The sequence below is a fragment of the Bradyrhizobium sp. BLXBL-01 genome (assembly GCF_051853025.1).
Taxonomy (GTDB): domain Bacteria; phylum Pseudomonadota; class Alphaproteobacteria; order Rhizobiales; family Xanthobacteraceae; genus Bradyrhizobium.
In genome coordinates this window covers 8,161,207-8,181,130 of record NZ_CP182471.1, presented here as the reverse complement: position 1 = coordinate 8,181,130, position 19,924 = coordinate 8,161,207, and the positions used below count along the sequence as shown (strand labels likewise).

14 protein-coding genes and 1 pseudogene are annotated in these 19,924 nt (G+C 66.0%); 13 read left to right on the top strand and 2 right to left on the bottom strand.

Annotated elements, in window-relative coordinates; all coding sequences use genetic code 11:
• Positions 1-11: 11 nt before the first annotated feature.
• A complete protein-coding gene (locus ACNJYA_RS37820) occupies positions 12-542 on the top strand; it encodes a methylated-DNA--[protein]-cysteine S-methyltransferase (RefSeq protein ID WP_212255793.1) in 531 nt (176 codons plus the stop codon).
• 159 nt (positions 543-701) lie between these two features.
• On the opposite strand, the gene ACNJYA_RS37815 is transcribed toward ACNJYA_RS37820, so the two are convergent.
• Complete coding sequence (locus ACNJYA_RS37815) at positions 702-3,491, bottom strand: [protein-PII] uridylyltransferase (protein ID WP_172787909.1); 2,790 nt, start codon at positions 3,489-3,491, stop codon at positions 702-704.
• A gap of 187 nt (positions 3,492-3,678) precedes the next feature.
• On the opposite strand from ACNJYA_RS37815, the gene ACNJYA_RS37810 reads away from it, so the two are divergent.
• The 6 genes and pseudogenes from ACNJYA_RS37810 (at position 3,679) to ACNJYA_RS37785 (ending at position 9,840) form a co-directional block, all read left to right on the top strand.
• Positions 3,679-4,650 carry an aliphatic sulfonate ABC transporter substrate-binding protein gene (locus ACNJYA_RS37810; protein ID WP_212255800.1) on the top strand — a complete coding sequence of 324 codons (972 nt, stop codon included), beginning with the start codon at positions 3,679-3,681 and terminating at the stop codon, positions 4,648-4,650.
• Positions 4,651-4,783: 133 nt separating this feature from the next.
• On the top strand, positions 4,784-5,629 hold the full coding sequence (locus tag ACNJYA_RS37805; RefSeq protein ID WP_212255801.1) for an ABC transporter permease: 846 nt from the start codon (positions 4,784-4,786) through the stop codon (positions 5,627-5,629).
• Positions 5,630-5,633: 4 nt separating this feature from the next.
• Positions 5,634-6,419: an ABC transporter ATP-binding protein gene (locus tag ACNJYA_RS37800; RefSeq protein WP_439364949.1), complete on the top strand. Its 786-nt coding sequence runs from the start codon at positions 5,634-5,636 to the stop codon at positions 6,417-6,419.
• 55 nt (positions 6,420-6,474) lie between these two features.
• Positions 6,475-6,984, top strand: a complete 510-nt coding sequence (locus ACNJYA_RS37795) for an OsmC family protein (protein ID WP_212255803.1) — start codon at positions 6,475-6,477, stop codon at positions 6,982-6,984.
• Between the two features lie 127 nt (positions 6,985-7,111).
• Complete coding sequence (locus ACNJYA_RS37790) at positions 7,112-7,912, top strand: hypothetical protein (protein WP_212255804.1); 801 nt, start codon at positions 7,112-7,114, stop codon at positions 7,910-7,912.
• A 252-nt stretch (positions 7,913-8,164) separates the two neighbouring features.
• A pseudogene (locus ACNJYA_RS37785) lies at positions 8,165-9,840 on the top strand (methyl-accepting chemotaxis protein).
• A 103-nt stretch (positions 9,841-9,943) separates the two neighbouring features.
• Here the strand turns inward: ACNJYA_RS37785 and mutS are convergent.
• Positions 9,944-12,715, bottom strand: a complete 2,772-nt coding sequence (mutS, locus tag ACNJYA_RS37780) for a DNA mismatch repair protein MutS (RefSeq protein ID WP_212255814.1) — start codon at positions 12,713-12,715, stop codon at positions 9,944-9,946.
• 339 nt (positions 12,716-13,054) lie between these two features.
• Between mutS and pcaF the strand changes: the two genes are divergently transcribed.
• From pcaF to ACNJYA_RS37750, 6 genes are all read left to right on the top strand, one after another.
• On the top strand, positions 13,055-14,263 hold the full coding sequence (pcaF, locus tag ACNJYA_RS37775) for a 3-oxoadipyl-CoA thiolase (RefSeq protein ID WP_212255815.1): 1,209 nt from the start codon (positions 13,055-13,057) through the stop codon (positions 14,261-14,263).
• A 206-nt stretch (positions 14,264-14,469) separates the two neighbouring features.
• Positions 14,470-15,363 carry a dioxygenase family protein gene (locus ACNJYA_RS37770; RefSeq protein WP_212255817.1) on the top strand — a complete coding sequence of 298 codons (894 nt, stop codon included), beginning with the start codon at positions 14,470-14,472 and terminating at the stop codon, positions 15,361-15,363.
• Between the two features lie 124 nt (positions 15,364-15,487).
• Entirely contained in the window at positions 15,488-16,189 is a 702-nt protein-coding gene (gene pcaH, locus ACNJYA_RS37765; protein WP_172788909.1) for a protocatechuate 3,4-dioxygenase subunit beta, read from the top strand.
• Position 16,190: 1 nt separating this feature from the next.
• On the top strand, positions 16,191-16,793 hold the full coding sequence (gene pcaG / locus ACNJYA_RS37760) for a protocatechuate 3,4-dioxygenase subunit alpha (RefSeq protein ID WP_260381325.1): 603 nt from the start codon (positions 16,191-16,193) through the stop codon (positions 16,791-16,793).
• 241 nt (positions 16,794-17,034) lie between these two features.
• On the top strand, positions 17,035-18,723 hold the full coding sequence (locus tag ACNJYA_RS37755; protein WP_212255822.1) for a methyl-accepting chemotaxis protein: 1,689 nt from the start codon (positions 17,035-17,037) through the stop codon (positions 18,721-18,723).
• A 70-nt stretch (positions 18,724-18,793) separates the two neighbouring features.
• On the top strand, positions 18,794-19,855 hold the full coding sequence (locus tag ACNJYA_RS37750; RefSeq protein ID WP_212255824.1) for a phosphotransferase: 1,062 nt from the start codon (positions 18,794-18,796) through the stop codon (positions 19,853-19,855).
• Positions 19,856-19,924 lie beyond the last annotated feature (69 nt).

Sequence of the window (19,924 nt, the reverse complement as noted above, 5' to 3'; positions counted from 1 at the left end):
CCTGGTGCTGCATGCCCATCCGATCAACCAAGCTCCCTGAACGCTTCGGCCTCGATCGCCTGGCGACGCCGATCGGGACCGCGCTGCTGGTCACCGATGCCGAGGGCAAGCTGCGGGCGCTCGATTGGCATGATTACGAGCATCGGATGCGCGAGCTGTTGCGTCTGCATTACGGGACGGTCGATCTCAGCGATCGGCCGGCGCCGGCAGAGATGCGCACCGCGCTCTCGCGTTATTTCGAAGGCGAGCTCGGCCAGCTCTCCGGCATCGCCTGGCGCACCGCCGGCACGCCGTTTCAGCAGAAGGTCTGGACCGCGCTGGCGCAAATTCCCGCCGGCACCACGCTGAGCTACGGCGCACTCGCCGCAACCATCGGCATGCCCAACGCGATTCGCGCCGTCGGCCACGCCAACGGCTCCAACCCGATCAGCGTGGTGCTGCCTTGTCACCGCCTGATCGGTGCGGACGGCTCGCTGGTGAAATACGGCGGCGGTCTCGCGCGCAAGCGCTGGCTGCTGCGGCACGAGGGTGTGGAGGTTTGAAGACGCAACGCGCCAACCCCTCCACTCGTCATTCCGGGGCGCGCGAAGCGCGAACCCGGAATCCATTCACCGGCACTGTCGGTGTTGCTTGATGGATTCCGGGTTCGCCGCTGCGCGGCGCCCCGGAATGACGAGTGGAGAGAATCCCCCGATCGCTCGTCACGCCGCGGGCTGCACCGCCTTGTCGCCGGCCATCACATGGGTCAGCGCGCTCTTGATCGCGGCCTGGCGCGTCGGCGCGTTGATCTGTGCACCCAAGAGGTCGGTGACGTAAAACACGTCGCGCGCGCGCTCGCCGAAGGTCGCGACATGAGCTGACGCAATGTTGAGGTTGAGCTTGGAGATGGCCGTGGTCAGCTCGTAGAGCAGGCCGGGCCGGTCGAGGCCGGAGACCTCGATCACGGTGTAGCGGTCGGACCATTGGTTGTTGATGGTCACTTCCGGCTCGATCACGAACGGCTTTGCCTTGCTGCGCACGGTGCGCCGCGCCACCACTTCCGGCAGGCGCAGCTTGCCCTCCAGCACGTCCTCGATCATCTCGCCGATGCGCGTGGCGCGCCGTCCCTCGTCCTCGTCGCGATCGTATTCGCGCGAGATCGAGATGGTGTCGAGCGCACGGCCGTCGGTTGTCGTGTAGATCTGGGCGTCGACGATGTTGGCGCCGGCCGAGGCGCAGGCGCCGGCGATGATCGACAGCAGCCAGGGATGGTCGGCGGCGAAGATCGTCAGCTCGGTGACGCCGCGCACCTCGTCGAAACCGACATTGATCGCGAGCTTGTGGCCGGCCTGCTCGCTGGAACGCACGAAGCGGGCGTGCCGGATCTTGCGCGGCAGCTCGACCTTGAGCCAATAGGCCGGATAGTGCCGGCCGATATAGGCATCGAGCTCGTCCTTCGGCCATTCGGCGAAGGCCATGCGGAACTCGGTGTGCGCAACGGCGAGGCGCTTGCCGCGGTCGACTTCCGAGAAGCCGCCGGTCAGCACCGGCTCGGTCTCGTAGTACAGCGAGCGCAGGAGCTGCGCCTTCCAGCCGTTCCACACGCCCGGGCCAACGCCGCGGATGTCGGCGGTGGTCAGGATGGTCAGGAGCTTCATCTGCTCCACCGACTGCACCACGGCAGCGAAATTCTCGATGGTCTTGCGATCGGAGAGGTCGCGCGACTGCGCGACCGTGGACATCGTCAGGTGCTCCTCGATCAGCCAGGCCACGAGCTCGGTGTCGGCCGGGCTGAAGCCGAGCCGCGGGCAGAGCCGCCGCGCCACCTTGGCGCCGGCGATGGAGTGGTCCTCGGGCCGGCCCTTGGCGACGTCGTGCAGCAGCGTTGCGATGTAGATCACCGCGCGGTGCTCGGGCCGGATCTTGCGGAACAGGTCGCTCGCCAGCGCGAACTCCTCGATGCCGCCGCGCTCGATGTCCTGCAGGAAGCCGATGCAGCGGATCAGGTGCTCGTCGACGGTGTAGTGATGATACATGTTGAACTGCATCATCGAGACGATCTTGCCGAAGGCGCGAATGAAGTGGCCGAGCACGCCGGTCTCGTTCATCCGCCGCAGCACGATCTCGGCATTGTCGGAGGTCAGGATCTCCATGAACAGTCGGTTGGCTTCGGGATTTTCGCGCAAGCCCGCGTTGATCAGGCCGAGCGAGCGCGTCACGTCGCGCATCGCGTCCGGGTGGAAGGCGAGGTTGTTCTTCTGCGCGAGGCGGAAGATGCGGATCAGATTGACCGGGTCGTGCTTGAACACGTCGGGCGCGGCGACGTTGATGCGGTTGTTGTCGACGATGAAGTCGTCGCTGTCGGGGACGCGCCGCTTCACCGCGGTCGGTCGCAGCCGCGCCATCACCCGGCTCAGCACCGGCGCGGGCTTGGCCTGCTGGTCCTCGAGCTTGGCGCAGAGGATGGCGGTGAGGTTGCCGACTTCCTTGGCGACCAGGAAGTAGTGCTTCATGAAGCGCTCGACGTCCTGCATGCCCGGATGCGAGGTGTAGCCGAGACGTATCGCGATCTCGCGCTGGAGATCGAAGGACAGGCGCTCCTCGGCGCGGCCAGAGTAGAAGTGCAGATTGCAGCGCACCGACCAGAGGAAGTCGGCGCAGCGGCGGAAGGTGCGATATTCCTGCGCGTCGAACACGCCGCGCCCGACCAGCTCGTGGGTATCGCGCACGCGGTAGACGTATTTGGCGATCCAGAACAGCGTGTGCAGGTCGCGCAAGGCCCCCTTGCCGTCCTTGACGTTCGGCTCGACCAGATAGCGCGACTGGCCGCCGCGGCGATGGCGCTCCTCGCGCTCGGCGAGCTTTGCGGTGACGAATTCGGACGCGGTGCCCTGCACCACCTCCTTGTCGAAGCGCTCGACCAGCTCGTCGTAGAGCGGCTTGTCGCCGGTGAGGAAGCGCGTCTCCAGGATCGCGGTGCGGATCGTCATGTCGCCGCGCGCCTGCCGAATCGATTCGTCGACCGATCGCGTGGCGTGACCGACCTTCAGTCCCATGTCCCAGAGGCAATAGAGGATGGCTTCGGCGACCTGCTCGCCCCAGGCGGTCTGCTTGTAGGGCAGGATGAAGAGCAGATCGATGTCCGATTCCGGCGCCATCAGGCCGCGGCCGTAGCCTCCGGTCGCCACCACCGCCATGCGCTCGGCACCGCTCGGGATCGGCGAGCGGTAGAGATGGCGCGTCGCGGCCGAATACAGGATGCGGATGATCTCGTCCTGCACGTGGCACAGCCGCTCGGCGCAGCGGCGGCCGTGGCGGTCCTTCAGAAGGATCGCCTGCGCGGCGGCGCGCGCCGCGATCAGCTCGGCCTTGAGCAATTGCGCCATCGCCGTGCGGAACGCGTCCTCGCGCCCCTCGTGCTTCTCGGCGAGCGCATCGACCGCGGCGGTGATCCGCGCGGTATCGAAGCGATCGTCCACCTCGGCCTTGTGCTCAGTCGCGACGCTGTCCATGTCTCACCGGATATAAGAGGTGACAGGCGCTGTCACCCGCCATTCTCTGGCAATAGCCGTTCCATGCTGGAAAGCTGCGGCTTCGGGCAAATCTGTTCTCGGCCGGCGCGCTTTCGGAGGGCGGATTTTCTCGTTGACCTCTAGATATAACTCATTGAAAAACAATGAAGTTTTCAGGAGGCTGAGCATGGCTGGGATTGCACGAATTATTGTTATGGCGGGAGCTTTGGCGCTCGCATTGACCCAAGCGGCGAAGGCGGCGGACCCGCTCAAGGAGATCCGCATCGACTGGGCGACCTACAATCCGGTGTCGCTGGTGCTGAAGCAGAAGGGGCTCCTGGAGAAGGAGTTCGCCAAGGACGGTATCACCGTCACCTGGGTGCAGTCGGCCGGCTCCAACAAGGCGCTCGAATTCCTCAACGCCGGCTCGATCGATTTCGGCTCGACCGCGGGCTCGGCGGCGCTGGTCGCCCGCATCAACGGCAACCCGATCAAGTCGATCTACGTCTATTCGCGCCCGGAATGGACCGCGCTGGTGACCGGCAAGGAGTCCAAGATCGCCGGCGTTGCCGACCTCAAGGGCAAGCGCGTTGCGGTCACGCGCGGCACCGACCCGCACATCTTCCTGGTGCGCGCACTGCTCGGTGCGGGCCTCACCGAGAAGGACATCACGCCGGTGCTGCTCCAGCACGCCGACGGCAAGACCGCGCTGATCCGCGGCGACGTCGATGCCTGGGCCGGCCTCGATCCGATGATGGCGCAGGCCGAGGTCGAGGAGGGCGCCAAGCTGTTCTATCGCAAGGCCGACGCCAACACCTGGGGCATCCTCAATGTGCGCGAGCAGTTCCTGAAGGATCATCCCGACATCGCGCGCCGCGTCCTCGCGGTTTACGAGGAGGCGCGCAAATATTCGCTGGCGAATTACGACGAGCTGAAGAAGACCTTCATCGCGGTGACGAAGCTGCCCGAGGCCGTGGTCGACAAGCAGCTCAAGGAGCGCACCGAGCTCACCCACAGCCGCATCGGCGCGCCGCAGCGCGAGTCGATCCTCGCCGCCGGCCTTGCGCTCCAGCAGGCCGGCGTCGTCGATGCCAAGGTCGACCTCAAGGCGACGCTCGATGCATTGATCGACGACCAGGTTCCGCTACCAACGAATTAGTTCGCAGGGAAGAGGCAAGCGCGCGCAATAGAGACCGCCGCCGTCCCGGGGCGCGAAGCGAGCCCGGGACGACAGGCGAGGGCGCGGCGATAGTCCTGTTGCATTCCACAACCAGACGCGCTTCCTACCGGCCATGATCTCCGACGCGCCAGTCCTGCAGCAAACCCCTGATACAGCCGAGAGCGCGCCTGTGCCCTCACGGCTGTCGCGTTACGCGCGGCCGCTGCTGGGCGTGGTGCTGCCGCTGACGCTCGCGTTGGGCTGGGAGCTCGTGGTGTGGCTCGGCTGGTCCAACGGGCGCCTGGTGCCGCCGCCTTCGCGCGTGTTTGCTACCATTAGCGAGCTCGCCCGTTCCGGCGAGCTGGTCCGCCACATCACGGCGACGCTGTGGCGCGTCTCGCTCGGCTTCGCCTTCGGCGTGGTCGCGGGCACGCTGTTAGGTGCCATCTCCGGTTACTGGTCGCTGGCGCGCCGGCTGCTCGATCCGACGGTGCAGGCGTTGCGCGCGATTCCCTCGCTCGCCTGGGTACCGCTGTTCATCCTTTGGCTCGGCATCTTCGAGACCTCGAAGATCGCGCTGATCGCGGTCGGCGTGTTCTTCCCGGTCTATCTCGGCGTCATGGGCGCCATCCTCTCGGTCGATCGCAAGATCGTCGAGGTCGGCCGCACCTTTCGCCTGTCGGGACCCGCAATGATCCGCCGCATCCTGCTGCCGGCGGTGCTGCCGGCCTATGTCGTGTCCTTGCGCGTCGGTCTTGGCCTCGGCTGGATGTTCGTGGTCGCAGCCGAATTGATCGGCGCCTCCGAAGGCCTCGGCTATCTCCTGCTCGACGGCCAGCAGCTCGGCAAGCCCGCGCAGATCCTGGCCGCTATCGTCATCTTCGCCATCCTCGGCAAGCTCACCGACTGGCTGATCGAGCTGGCCGCCGCACCGTTCCTGCGCTGGCAGGACGCCTTCGGGCGGGCAAAGGGAGCTTGAGGCGATGCTGGCGCTCGACCGGGTCAGCAAGACCTATCCCAACGGCGTCGAGGCGCTGGCGCGCTTCTCGGCCGAGATCAGGCAAGGCGAGATCATCGCCATTATCGGCGGCTCCGGCTGCGGCAAATCAACATTGCTGCGCGCCATCGCCGGCCTCGATCGCGCCAGCTCTGGCACGGTGACGCTCGACGACGAGGCGATCGGCTCGCCGCATGCCAAGATCGGCATCATCTTCCAGGAGCCGCGGCTGCTGCCCTGGCTCAGCGTCGCCGACAATATCGGCTTCGGCCTTGCCGGCCTGCCCGCGGCCGAGCGGCACGAGATGGTCGCGCGTGTGCTCGCCCGCGTCGGCCTCGCTGATAAGGCGCAGGCCTGGCCGCGCGAGCTGTCGGGCGGACAGGCGCAGCGCGTCGCGATCGCCCGCGCGCTGGTGCCGCAGCCGGAGGTGCTGCTGCTCGACGAGCCGTTTTCCGCGCTCGATGCCTTCACCCGCAGGGATTTGCAGGACCATCTGCTCGACCTCTGGGCCGATACGCGGCCGACCTTGATCCTCGTCACGCATGACGTCGACGAGGCCGTGGTGCTGGCCGATCGCGTGCTGGTGATGCGGCCGCGGCCGGGGCGGCTGTTCGATCAGATCGAGATCAATCTCGGTCGGCCGCGCGACCGCAATTCGCCGCTGTTCGAGAATTTCAAGCGCAGTGTGCTGACGTCACTCGACCGGTCGCTCGACCGCAACGTTCCCGACCGCGACGCAACCCAGGGTCCCGGTCAGGCCATGTGGTGGTGACAATCTCGCCGCGAGCCGGTACATCGGCAGGCATCATACCCCGGGAGAGAACAAGATGGACGCCGCAGAGCTGCGCCAGATGCAGGCTCCGATCAAGGAGCGCTACAAGACCGATCCCAAGGCCGCGCTCATCACGCTGACGGCCAAGGGTTCCACCGACAGCGAAGGCATCGCCTGCAAGGTCGAGACCGGCCGCGCCATCGCGATGGCTGGTCTGCATCCCGCCACCGGCGGCTCCGGCCTCGAGCTCTGCTCCGGCGACATGCTGCTCGAAGCCCTGGTCGCCTGTGCCGGCGTCACGCTGAAATCGGTCGCGACCGCAATCGAGGTGCCCTTGAAGACCGGCAACGTCTACGCCGAGGGCGATCTGGACTTCCGCGGCACGCTCGGCGTCGACAAGGAGACGCCGGTCGGCTTCGCCGAGATCCGCCTGCGCTTCGAGGTCGACACGTCAGCGCCGCAGGACAAGCTCGATCTCTTGCTCAAGCTCACCGAGCGCTATTGCGTGGTCTACCAGACCATCAAGAACGGCCCGAAGGTTTCGGTGTCGATGCAGCGGATGTGAGGACGCAGGTCGTCATCCCACCAATTGGCGTCGTCCCGGGGCGCGCCGCTTCGCCCGCCCCGGAATGACGGACTGAATAACTTCGCTTTCTGTCCGGATCAGCGCGCCGCTTGCCCGGCACAAAAAAATGTCCCTCGACCTCCACGTCCTCCTCTTTCTCTTCCTGCGCATGGCGATCGCGGCGGCGTTCGTGGTGACGGCGTCGATCATCACCGAACGCTCGGGGCCGGTGATCGGCGCGCTGATCGCGACCCTGCCGGTGTCGGCGGGGCCGTCCTACGTCTTTCTTGCGATCGACCACGACGCCGCTTTCATCGCGCAGGGCGCGCTGGCGAGCCTGCCGGTCAATGCGGCGACGATCTTCATGTGCCTCACTTACGTTGTGCTGTCGCAGCGGCACACTCTCGTGGTGAGTTGCGGAAGCGCTTTCGCGGTGTGGATCGGGATGGCCTCGATCATCCGCCAGTTCGACTGGACGCTCACGGCCGGGCTTGCCGCCAATCTGATCGCATTCGGCATCTGCATTCCACTGCTCGCACGCTATCGCCATGTGAAGATGCCACTGGTGATGCGCCGCTGGTACGACGTGCCGATGCGTGCTGCGCTGGTTGCGACCCTCGTCGCCATCGTGGTGTCGACATCGAGCTGGGTCGGCCCGCGCATCAGCGGCATCATCGCACTCTTTCCCGTGGTGTTCTCCAGCATGATGGTGATCCTGCATCCGCGCATCGGCGGATCGCCGACCGCCGCCGTGCTCGCCAACTCCGCCTGGGGCCTGCTCGGATTTGGCATGGCCGTCGCCGTCCTGCACGTTGCAGTCGTGTGGTTCGGTTCCGCAGTCGGCTTGTGCGTCGCACTCGGGACCTGCGTGGCCTGGAATCTGACGCTGTGGTGGCGTGGACGCAGAAGGCTGCGCATCGAAACGTAAGTTGGTACGGGACCTTTGCGGTGCTCAGCCGGTAGTTCTGCGGTGTTTGACTGCGCGTTTCCGATAATGTCGTTAATTTAATCTTTGTGTCTTGACCCTACGCTTACTCGTCAGCTGTCGAGGCGGCCCCGTTGGATAACGGGGCAGAAGTTCCATCAGTACCAAAGTCGTAAACGACGAGCCGAAACGTCGAGCGCTAGCGCGACGCTGCGCGCGCCACGCATAATGATTTCTCAACGAGGAGACACCTGAATGTTCGGCCGTAAGTCCCACATTGATGCAAGGCGCGGCTCGATGCCATCGGCCGTTCGCAGGCGATGATCGAATTCAAACTTGATGGGACGATCATCACGGCCAACAAGAATTTTCTCGACGCGCTCGGCTATCGGCTCGAGGAGATCCAGGGCAAGCATCATTCGATGTTCGTGCCGGCCGACCAGCGCGACCGCGCCGAGTACAAGGCGTTCTGGGCCGCATTGAACCGTGGCGAGTATCAAGCGCGCGAGTTCAAGCGAATCGCGAAGGACGGCCACGAGGTCTGGATCGAAGCATCCTACAATCCGGTGCTCGACGGCGACGGCAAGGCGGTGATGGTCGCCAAGATCGCGACCGACATCACCGAGAAGAAGATCCGGAGCATGACGGACGCCTCGAAGATCGCCGCCAGCAGCCGTGCCCAGGCCGTCATCGAGTTCAAGCTCGACGGTACCATCGTCACCGCCAACGAGAATTTCTGCAAGGCACTCGGCTATTCGCTCGCCGAGATTCAGGGCAAGCATCACAGCTTGTTCGTGGCCGAGGCTGACCGCAACGGCGCTGCCTATCGCGAATTCTGGGCCAAGCTCAACCGCGGCGAATACCAGGCCGGCGAGTTCAAGCGTATCGGCAAGGGCGGCCGCGAGGTCTGGATCCTCGCTTCCTACAATCCGCTGCTCGACGAGAGCGGCAAGCCGTATGGAGTCGTCAAGTTCGCAACTGACGTCACTGCCGAGAAGCTGAAGACCGCCGATATCGCAGGTCAGATCGCGGCGATTGACAAGGCGCAGGCCGTGATCGAGTTCAACATGGACGGCACGGTCATCACGGCCAATGCCAACTTCCTGGGCGCACTCGGCTATTCGCTGGCCGAGATCAAGGGCAAGCATCACAGCATGTTCGTCGAGCCCAGTGAGCGCGACGGCGCCGCCTATCGGGAATTCTGGGCTGCGCTTGGTCGCGGTCAATACCAAGCCGGGGAATACAAGCGCATCGGCAAGGGCGGCAAGGAAGTCTACATCCAAGCCTCCTACAACCCGATCTTCGATCTCAACGGCAAGCCGGTCAAGGTCGTGAAATATGCCACCGACACCACCAAGCAGGTGCTGGTCCGCATGGGCAACGAGCGCGTTCGCGGCATGATGGAATCGGTCGCCGCCGGCTCGGAGGAGCTCAACGCTTCGGTGCGGGAGATCTCCGAGGCCATGACCAAGTCGCGCGAGACCGCGATGAGCGCCGTCGACCAGGTCGCCGCGGCCGATGCCCAGGCCCAGCGCCTCACCGAAGCCGCGCAAGCGATGAGCGGGATCGTCGAGATGATCAACAGCATCACCGGCCAGATCAATCTGCTCGCGCTGAATGCCACGATCGAATCCGCCCGCGCCGGTGAAGCCGGCCGCGGCTTTGCCGTGGTGGCGTCCGAAGTGAAGAGCCTTGCCAACCAGGCCAAGCAGGCCACTGACAAGATCGGCCAGGAAATCGGCAGCCTCAACGGCATCTCGGGTGACGTCGTTAGCGCACTCGGCTCGATCAAGCAGGCGATCAACAACGTCAGCGAATACGTCACCTCGACCGCCGCGGCCGTCGAGGAGCAGAGCACGGTGACCAACGAGATGTCGACCAGCATGCAGCGCGCGGCCGCGGAAGCCGCGGCGATCGCGGCGCGGGGGTAGGCGGGCATCGTAGGGTGGGTTAGCCGAAGGCGTAACCCACCTCTTCTATCTCCTCGGAAATGAAGATGGTGGGTTACGCTTCGCTAACCCACCCTACAGGCCATCACGGCTTCGGCAGCTTGGCCTTCAACGCATACAGCGCATCCAGCGCCTCGCGCGGCGACATCTCGTCCGGGTGCAGCGCCTTCACCGCCTCCATCAGCAGCTCCGCGTCGCTCGGCGGCGCGGCTTCAGTGGCGGCGCGTGAGGGCACCGCGAACAGCGGCAGATCGTCCACCAAGGCTCGCGCGGTCTGGCCGCGGTCCTGCGCCTCCAGCTTGGACAGCACCGATTTGGCGCGCGTGATCACCGCCGGCGGCAGGCCGGCGAGCTTCGCCACCTGGATGCCGTAGGAGCGGTCGGCCGAGCCCGGCAGCACCTCGTGCAGGAACACGACGTTGCCCTGCCATTCCTTCACCCGCACCGTGGCGTTGAACATGCGCGGCAGCTTGGCCGCGAGCGCAGTCAGCTCGTGATAGTGCGTCGCGAACAATGTGCGGCAGCGGTTGTTCTCGTGCAGATGCTCGATCGCGGCCCAGGCGATGGAGAGGCCGTCGAAGGTCGCGGTGCCGCGGCCGATCTCGTCGAGGATGACGAGCGAGCGCTCGCCGGCCTGGTTCAGGATCGCCGCGGTCTCGACCATCTCCACCATGAAGGTGGAGCGGCCGCGGGCGAGATCGTCGGCGGCGCCGACGCGCGAGAACAGGCGGTCGACGATGCCGATCCGCGCACGCGTGGCCGGCACGAAGCTGCCGATCTGCGCCATCAAGGCAATCAGCGCGTTCTGGCGCAAGAAGGTCGATTTACCCGCCATGTTGGGACCGGTGAGCAGCCAGAGCTGGCCTGCCCCCACCCTACCCTCCCCCGCTTGCGGGGGAGGGTAGGGTGGGGGTACAGGCGACAGGTCGCAGGCATTGGCGATGAACGGCTCGCCGTTGCGCTTGAGCGCCTGCTCGACCACGGGATGGCGGCCCGCCTCGATCGCAAAGCTGAGCGAGCCGTCGACCTCGGGCCGCACATAGTTCTCGTCGACTGCGAGCTTGGCCAGCGACGTCGCGACGTCGAGCAGCGCGAAGCCTTGCGCCGCGGCGCGCAGATCGTCGCTGATCGCGAGCGCCTTGCCACAGAGCCGCTCGAAGATCTCGAGCTCGAGGCCGAGCGCACGGTCGCCGGCATTGGCGATCTTGGCCTCGATCTCGCCGAGCTCGGCGGTGGTGAAGCGCACCTGTCCCGCCAGCGTCTGGCGATGGATGAAGGTCGCGTTCAGCGGCGGCGACATCAGCTTGTCGCCGTGCTGGGCGGTGACCTCGACGAAATAGCCGAGCACGTTGTTGTGCCGGATCTTGAGGCCCTTCACGGAGGTCGCGTCGGCGTAGCGCGCCTGCATCGAGGCGACCACGAGGCGCGATGCGTCGCGCAGGTTTCGCGCTTCGTCCAGCGCGGGCTCGTAGCCCTGGCGCACGAAGCCGCCGTCGCGCTTGATCAGCGGCAGCTGCTCGTCGAGCGCGCTGGCGAACTCGGCAGCAAGCTCGCGCGACGGCCGCTGCAGCGCCGCCATCACTGCCGCGATTTCCGGCGGCGGTTGATCCACCTCGGAGAGCCGCGTCAACACCTGGTCGGCGGCGATGATGCCGTCGCGGATGCCGGCGAGGTCGCGCGGCCCGCCGCGGCCGACCGAGAGCCGAGCCAGAGCGCGCGACATATCGGGCGCGCCGCGCAAAATGCTGCGGATGTCCTCGCGCGCGGCGGAATCGGCCACGAAGATGCTGACCCCATCTAGCCGCCGCGCGATCGCCGGCGCATCGGTCAGCGGCGCGGCCAGGCGCTGCGCCAGCAGGCGGGAGCCTGCCGAGGTCACGGTGCAGTCGATCGCGTCGAGCAGCGAGCCGCGGCGTTCGCCGGCGAGCGTCCGCGTCAGCTCGAGATTGGCACGCGTGGCCGGGTCGATCGCCATGGTCGCGCCCGAGGCCTCGCGCGCCGGCGGCGACAGCGGCGGATGCTTGCCGACCTGGGTGCGGTCGACATAGGTGACGGCGGCGGCCGCGGCGGTGGCTTCCAGGCGCGTCAGCTGCGCGAGCCCGTCCATGGTCGCGACGGCAAAGTAGTCGCACAGCCGCTTCTCGGCAGTGGCGCCGTCGAAGACGTCGCGGGTCAGCGGCGTCACCGCCGGCAGCTCGCGCAAGGTCTGCCCGAGCTCGTTGTCGCTATAGAGCGCGTCGGTGACGATCGCCTCGTTCGGGTTGATGCGCGCCAGGGTCGCGGCGAGCTCGCCGCCCGAGACCTCGGTGACCGTGAATTCGGCCGTCGAGATGTCGATCCAGGCGAGGCCGAAGCGGTCGCCGCCGGCGGACGAGCGTGCCCGCGCGATCGCCAACAGGTAGTTGTTGGCACGCGCATCGAGCAGCGTGTCCTCGGTCAGCGTGCCCGGCGTCACCAGCCGCACCACGCCGCGGCGCACCACGCTCTTGTTGCCCCGCGCTTTCGCCGCCGCGGGATCCTCGGTCTGCTCGCACACCGCGACGCGGTGCCCGGCGCTGATGAGACGATGCAGGTAATCCTCGGCGCGCTCGACCGGCACGCCGCACATCGGGATATCCGCGCCCTGGTGCTTGCCGCGCTTGGTCAAGACGATGCCGAGCGTCCTTGAAGCGATCTCGGCGTCCTCGAAGAACAATTCGTAGAAGTCGCCCATCCGGTAGAACAGCAGCAAGCCCTGATGCGCTGCTTTGATCTCCAGATACTGCTCCATCATCGGCGTGACGCGCGCGGCAGCCTCGGCCTGCGGCGCGGGCGTGTCGTCGGGCGGCGGAACAGGTATCGGTTGTTGCATGGTCATGGGCGGCGCAACCTACAAAATTTCGCCTGAGCGTCCTATCGGTTTGGCTGGGGAGGGCGGGTTTTCCACGCTGTCCGCATGGCGGGATGTGTGCGCCACACTCTCGGTCGTCATTCCGGGATGCGCCGATAGGCGCAGGCCCGGAATCCATAACCCCGGCTCGTGGTTATGGATTCCGGGCTCGCGACTTCGTCGCGCCCCGGAATGACGGCTGAGTTTCATGACATCGCTCGAATATGCCACCCGCGAAACCGTCAATTGACCTGCCGCAGGCGCGCTCCTAAAACTCCGCCGACATTGAAGAATTTGGCCGGATCGCGGCATTCAGGGAGAACAACGATGCGTGACGTCTTTATCTGTGATGCCGTGCGGACCCCGATCGGCCGTTTCGGCGGCTCGCTCGCCAAGGTGCGCGCCGACGATCTCGCCGCCGCCCCGATCAAGGCGCTGATGGCAAAACACCCCAAGCTCGACTGGGCACAGGTGGACGAGGTCTTCTTCGGTTGCGCCAACCAGGCCGGCGAGGACAATCGCAACGTCGCGCGCATGGCGCTGTTGCTCGCAGGCCTGCCGGATTCGGTTCCCGGCCAGACCTTGAACCGGCTTTGCGCCTCGGGCCTCGATGCGGTCGGTGCCGCGGGCCGCGCCATCCGTTCCGGCGAGATCGAGCTTGCGATTGCCGGCGGCGTCGAGTCGATGACCCGCGCGCCCTTCGTAATGGGCAAGGCGCAGGAGGCCTTCTCGCGCTCGGCCGAGATCTTCGACACCACCATCGGCTGGCGCTTCATCAATCCACTGCTGAAGGCACAGTACGGCGTCGATGCGATGCCCGAGACCGGCGAGAACGTCGCCGAGGAGTTCCAGGTCTCGCGCGCCGACCAGGACGCCTTCGCCATTCGCTCGCAGCAGCGTGCGGGCGCAGCGATCGCGGCGGGTTATTTCGCGGAAGAAATCACGCCCATCACGATTCCTGGCGGCAAGGCCGGTCCTGTTACGGTCGACAAGGACGAGCATCCGCGTCCCGAGACCACGCTGGAAGGTCTGGCCAAGCTGAAGCCGATCGTGCGCAATCCGGGCACCGTCACGGCCGGCAATGCCTCCGGCGTCAATGACGGCGCCGCCGCCATGATCCTGGCCTCGGAAGCCGCGGTGAAGAAGCACGGCCTGACGCCGCGAGCGCGCATCCTCGGGCTCGCCTCGGCCGGCGTGCCGCCGCGGATCATGGGCATCGGCCCGGTGCCGGCGACCCGCAAGCTGATGGAACGCCTCGGCAAGAAGATCAGCGATTTCGACCTGATCGAGCTGAACGAAGCTTTCGCCTCGCAGGGCATCGCCTGCATGCGCCAGCTCGGCGTCGCCGATGACGCCGATTTCGTCAATCCGCATGGCGGCGCCATCGCGCTCGGCCATCCGCTCGGCATGAGCGGTGCCCGTCTCGCGCTCACCGCCGTGCACGGCATGGAGAAGCGCGGCGGCAAGCTGGCGCTCGCCACCATGTGCGTCGGCGTCGGCCAGGGCGTCGCGGTTGCGATCGAAAAGCTGAATTAAGACTCCATCCTCCCCCTCTCCCCGTTCTTAGGGAGAGGGTTGGGGTGAGGGGCCTCTCTCCGCGGATGAGATGACCGTGGGACCTGTACCCCCTCACCCGGATCGCAAGGGCGATCCGACCTCTCCCCGCAGGCGGGGAGAGGTGAAGATTCCGGGGCCGCTCCTTTCACTCGCGCCCGGAACGACCGGATGGTTGGGAGGTGGCCATGATCATCGAGCGCGAGAAGGACGTCACGGCCGCGGCACTGGCGGTGATGGAGCGGACATCCGATCCGCGGCTGCGCGAGATCATGGTCTCCCTGGTCAAGCATTTGCACGCCTTCGTGCGCGACGTTCGCCTGACCGAGAAGGAGTTCCGCGATGCCACGGCGATCGTGGCCGAGCTCGGCAAGCTGACCACCGACACGCATAACGAAGTCGTGCTGATGGCGGGGTCGCTCGGCGTCTCCTCGCTGGTGTGCCTGCTCAACAACGGCGATCAGGGCAATACGGAGACCGATCAATCATTGCTCGGGCCGTTCTGGCGGTTGAATTCGCCCCGGGTCGAGAATGGCGGATCGATCGTGCGCTCGGAAACGCCGGGGGCCACGCTGTTCGTCAGCGGCCGCGTCGTCGACAGGGACGGCCGGCCCGTCGCGGGTGCCGAGATCGATGTCTGGCACGCCTCGCCGGTCGGCCTCTACGAGAACCAGGACCCCGAGCAGGCCGACATGAACCTGCGCGGCAAGTTCATGTCCGATTCCGACGGGCGCTTTTCCTTCCGCTCGGTGATGATGGTCGGCTATCCCATTCCGACCGATGGTGTCGTCGGCCGCCTGCTCGAGGCGCAGGGCCGCCACCCCTATCGTCCCGCGCATCTGCACGCCCTGATCTTCAAGCCAGGATTCAAGGTGCTGATCTCGCAGGTGTATGATCCGAGCGACCCTCATATCGACAGCGACGTGCAGTTCGGTGTGACACAGGCTCTGATCGGCAAATTCGTGCGCCACGATACGCCGCATCCGACCGCGAAGGACGCCTCCGTGCCCTGGTATTCGCTCGACCATACCTACCGGCTCGAGGCCGGACAGGCCGTGCTTCCGCGTGCGCCGATCAGGTAGGGAGCGGCCGGCTGCCATGCGCGGGAACGCCGCTAAACCGGCTTTCCCAAATTAGTTATATCCTATAATGATTGGCAGAAGCGTTGACCGGCCGGACCTAAAATGGCCGGGGAGGAGTTCGCCAATGACATTCATCTATCCCACCGGCAGCAACGCGGCGCATCCGCTGCCGCTGTCGCCCGACTACAAGAGCTCGATCAAGCGCGCGCCGAACAAGCCCTTGATCCCGATGCCCCATACGCTGTCAGAGTTGACCGGACCGGTCTACGGCCACGAGACCGTGCGCGAGGGCGACAACGATCTCACCCGTCAGCACGCGGGCGAGCCGCTCGGCGAGCGCATCATCGTGCATGGCCATGTGCGCGACGAGGACGGCCGCGGCGTGCCGAACTCGCTCGTCGAGATCTGGCAGGCCAATTCCTGCGGCCGCTATGTCCATGTCCGCGATCAGCATCCGGCGCCGCTGGATCCGAATTTCACCGGCGCGGGTCGCACCGTGAGCGATGCGTCCGGCTATTATCGCTTCGTCACCATCAAGCCCGGCGCCTATCCCTGGGGCAATCACCACAATGCCTGGCGTCCCGCGCATATCCATCTCTCGGTGTTCGGCCATTCCTTCGTCACGCGGCTGGTGACGCAGATGTACTTCCCGGCCGATCCGCTGTTTCCGTTCGATCCGATCTTCAACTCGGTGCCGGACGAGAAGGCGCGGGCGCGGATGGTTTCCTCGTTCGACCTCGAGAACACCCAGCCCGAATGGGCGTTGTGCTACCGCTTTGACATCGTGCTGCGCGGCAAGAACGCCACGCCCATGGAGAACCACTAACGTGCAGGATTCTGTGAAGCCCGACGGGATCACCCCATCCCAGACCGTCGGTCCGTTCTTTAAATACGGACTGACGCCGACCGGCGAGTACGCGTGGAACGACGCATTCACCAACTCGACGCTGACACCCGATGTCACCGGCGATCGCGTTCGTATCGAGGGCCGTGTCTTCGATGGTGATGGCGTTGCCGTGCCGGATTGCATGCTGGAGATCTGGCAGGCGGATGCGCAGGGCCGCTTCGCCGATCCCCAGGACAAGCGCGCGCTGCCGAATGCGAGTTTCCGCGGCTTTGCCCGCTGCGGCACCGACAAGGACGGCAACTATTCCTTCGAGACCATCAAGCCGGGTGTCGTGCCCGATCCCGCTGGCAAGCCGCAGGCGCCGCACATCCTGCTTGCGGTGTTTGGCCGCGGCATGCTCAGGCATCTCTACACCCGCATCTATTTCAGCGACGAGGCCGGCAACGCCGCCGATCCCGTGCTGGCGCTGGTACCGGCTGACCGCCGGGCCACGCTCACTGCGGTCCGCGAGGCCGGCAAGCCGGTCTACCGGCTCGACCTGCAGCTGCAGGGCGACAACGAGACGGTGTTCTTCGACGTGTGAAGGCAGGGCGTGCCGGGGAAGATTGCTCTCCCGGCACGCACATCTCATTCAGCGCATCGATCAAACTCAAACGTTGTTCTGCGCGTTTGTGCGTCAGCCTCGCTGACTCAATACCGATGAGTTGACGTCAATTCCCGTATTTATGCGGGGCTCGCGAAATACAATTCCCGCGCGAATCAATCCCGTATTTACCGTAGTCGTCTAGGGTGGCGGAAGTTTCGACGCTGACCTGGATTGTTTCATGAAATTTCGTCTGTCCTTGTCCTCTGCGATCGTCGCGTTCGGCGTCGTTCTCGCCGTTGGTTTTGCCGCCATTGTTTCGACCAGCCTATACGCCCTGAAAGAGCTCAAGGTCGGCGGTCCGCTCTATTCCGACATCAAGCTCGGCAACGACCTCATCGCCGACATCCTGCCGCCGCCCGAATATGTCATCGAAGCCTATCTCGAGGCGACGCTGGCCATGCGCGAGCCGGATCAGCTAGCCGCCCATGGCGAGCGCCTGGTCCAGCTCCGCAAGGAATACGACGAGCGCAAGGCGTTCTGGGTCTCCTCCAGCCTCTCGGCCGACCTCAAGACCGCGCTGGTGTCGAAATCCGATGCGGAGGTGCAGAAATTCTGGAAGGCGTCGGATCAGCTCCTGCCGGCGCTCAAGGCCAAGGACATTGCGGCCTCCGAGCGCGCCTATGGGCAGCTCAAGGACGCCTATACCGCGCACCGCGCGGTCATCGACAGCATTGTCGATAGTGCGAACAAGCAGAATGCAGCCATGGAGAAGCTGGCCGCGGACCGCGACAGCGCGATGCTCTATATCCTACTCGGCGTCTCCGTTGCCGTCCTCGCCTTCGTTACCGCCGGCCTGCTGGGTGTTGCCCTCGGCGTGGTGCGCCCGATCGTGCGCATGACGGACACGATGCAGAAGCTCGCGACCGGCGATCTCGACGCCGACATTCCGTTCGCGCAGCGCCAGGACGAGGTCGGCTCGATGGCGGGCGCGCTTGTGGTGTTCAAGCAGGCGGCGGTCGAGAATTCCCGTCTGCGCGAGGAGCAATTGCGGCAGGAGCAGGCGGCGGCGCTCGCCAAGCGCTCGGCCCTGCACCAGATGGCGGAGACGGTCGAGCGCGAGACCGGACGCTCGGTCGATACCGCGACTGCGGCGACGCAGGGCGTGGAGCAAGCCGCCTCCGGCCTGTCGGAGATCGCAAAGTCGCTGTCGGCGCAGTCGCAGGCGGTTGCGGCGGCCTCGACGCAGGCGCTCGGCAGCTCGCAAGCCGTCTCGGCTGCGGCCGAAGAATTGAGCGCCTCGATCCGCGAGATCGCGGGCCAGGTGGCGCGGACCAGCAGCGTCACCAAATCGGCGGTCGCCGGCCGCGAGCAGGCGCGTTCGACCATTCAGGCGCTGGCCGGATCGGTGAAGAAGATCGCCGAGGTCTCCGATCTCATCGGCGGCATCGCGGGCCAGACCAACCTCCTCGCGCTCAACGCGACGATCGAGGCCGCGCGCGCCGGCGAGGCCGGCCGCGGCTTCGCGGTGGTTGCAGCCGAGGTGAAGTCCCTGTCAGACCAGACCGCCAAGTCGACCGAGGAGATCGGGCGGCTGATTGCCGAGATCCAGGCCTCGACCCAGGCCGCGGTCGACGCCGTCGAGGCCATGGGAGGCCACATCATCGAGATCGACGGCGTGGCGACCTCGGTCGCCGCCGCGATGGAAGAGCAGGATGCCGCGACCCGGGAGATCACGCGGTCGATTTCCGAATCGGCCTCGGCGGCGAAGGAGGTCTCGGCCAAGATCGGCGACGTCAGCCGCGATGCCGCCTCCGTCAACGCGCGCGCCGCGGATGTGAGGCAGGCGATCGCCGGGATGGCGGCCAATCTCGAGCAGCTGCGTTCGGTCGTCGTGCGGACCGTGCGCGACTCGACCGCGGCAGCCTGAGCCGGCGCGAGCCGCTGGTGCCCGGGCGGGTGATCGTGCAGTATGGCGTGGGACAGGGGCATCGTGGTTCATGACATCTCCACAATTGCCGGCGGTCGTTGAGCCCGCCCTACTGACGGCCGCGCTGCGCAGGGGCGGCGTGCTCGACGCCGGCGCTGTGCGCGAAGTGAAGGTGCTGCATCAGCGCGACACCGTGGTGTCACATATCGTCAGGCTCGGCCTGCGCTATGTCGGCGAATCCGCCGGTGCTCCGCAGTCGCTGATCCTCAAGACTCCCAATGCCGCGTTCGCCAAGCGCCTCGCCAATGGCGGCCGGCGCGAGGTGGAGTATTACACGCAGCTGGTCCCGCAGATGCCGGCGGGACTCGTGCCGCGCTGCTTTGACGGGCATTTCGACGAGGACAGCCTCGCCTGGCATTTGCTGCTGGAAGATCTCACCGACAGCCACGAGATCGCGACAACCTGGCCGGTGCCGCCGTCGCGCGAGCAGACGTTCGCCATCGTCACCACGCTGGCCCGCTGGCATGCAGCCTGGTGGGACCATCCGAGCCTCGGCGACACCGTCGGCACCTGGCCGAGTGTGGAGGACAGCGCGCAACGCATGGAGACGTTTGCGGGCCATTATGACCGCTTTGCCGATCTTCTCGGCGATCGCCTCAGCGAGGAGCGGCGGATTATCTACCGTCGGCTCATCGATCAGTCGGAGCGGCTGTCCCAGCGTTACCATTCACGCCGCCACCTCAGCATCACGCATGGCGATGCCCATGTCTGGAATTTCCTGCTGCCGCGCGCGGGCGTTGCTGACACCGTGCGCATCTTCGATTTCGATCTGTGGAGCATCGACGTTCCGGCCGACGACCTCGCCTACATGATGGCGATGCATTGGTATCCGGAACGCCGGCAGGCGCTCGAACGGCTGCTGCTCAACCTCTACCACGACGCGCTGATCGAGAGCGGCATCACCGGCTATACCCGCGGCGCGCTCGATCGCGACTACCGCTGGGCGGTGCTCTGGCAGATCACGCGGCCGGTCTGGCAGTGGAGCATCAACATCCCGCCGCTGATCTGGTGGAACAATCTGGAGCGGGTGTTCGCGGCCGTAGATGATCTGGGCTGCGAGGAGTTGCTGTAGCGCCGCTGTGTCCCGGGCGCGGTGCAGCGTGTAACGCTGCGCCGCAGAACCGGGACCCAGCGTGCCGCA

Bases quoted from the DNA above. Each gene is read 5' to 3' on its own strand.
- ACNJYA_RS37820 (WP_212255793.1), top strand. From the start codon at position 12: ATGCCCATCCGATCAACCAAGCTCCCTGAACGCTTCGGCCTCGATCGC.
- ACNJYA_RS37815 (WP_172787909.1), bottom strand. From the start codon at position 3,491: ATGGACAGCGTCGCGACTGAGCACAAGGCCGAGGTGGACGATCGCTTC.
- ACNJYA_RS37810 (WP_212255800.1), top strand. From the start codon at position 3,679: ATGGCTGGGATTGCACGAATTATTGTTATGGCGGGAGCTTTGGCGCTC.
- ACNJYA_RS37805 (WP_212255801.1), top strand. From the start codon at position 4,784: ATGATCTCCGACGCGCCAGTCCTGCAGCAAACCCCTGATACAGCCGAG.
- ACNJYA_RS37800 (WP_439364949.1), top strand. From the start codon at position 5,634: ATGCTGGCGCTCGACCGGGTCAGCAAGACCTATCCCAACGGCGTCGAG.
- ACNJYA_RS37795 (WP_212255803.1), top strand. From the start codon at position 6,475: ATGGACGCCGCAGAGCTGCGCCAGATGCAGGCTCCGATCAAGGAGCGC.
- ACNJYA_RS37790 (WP_212255804.1), top strand. From the start codon at position 7,112: ATGTCCCTCGACCTCCACGTCCTCCTCTTTCTCTTCCTGCGCATGGCG.
- mutS (WP_212255814.1), bottom strand. From the start codon at position 12,715: ATGACCATGCAACAACCGATACCTGTTCCGCCGCCCGACGACACGCCC.
- pcaF (WP_212255815.1), top strand. From the start codon at position 13,055: ATGCGTGACGTCTTTATCTGTGATGCCGTGCGGACCCCGATCGGCCGT.
- ACNJYA_RS37770 (WP_212255817.1), top strand. From the start codon at position 14,470: ATGATCATCGAGCGCGAGAAGGACGTCACGGCCGCGGCACTGGCGGTG.
- pcaH (WP_172788909.1), top strand. From the start codon at position 15,488: ATGACATTCATCTATCCCACCGGCAGCAACGCGGCGCATCCGCTGCCG.
- ACNJYA_RS37755 (WP_212255822.1), top strand. From the start codon at position 17,035: ATGAAATTTCGTCTGTCCTTGTCCTCTGCGATCGTCGCGTTCGGCGTC.
- ACNJYA_RS37750 (WP_212255824.1), top strand. From the start codon at position 18,794: ATGACATCTCCACAATTGCCGGCGGTCGTTGAGCCCGCCCTACTGACG.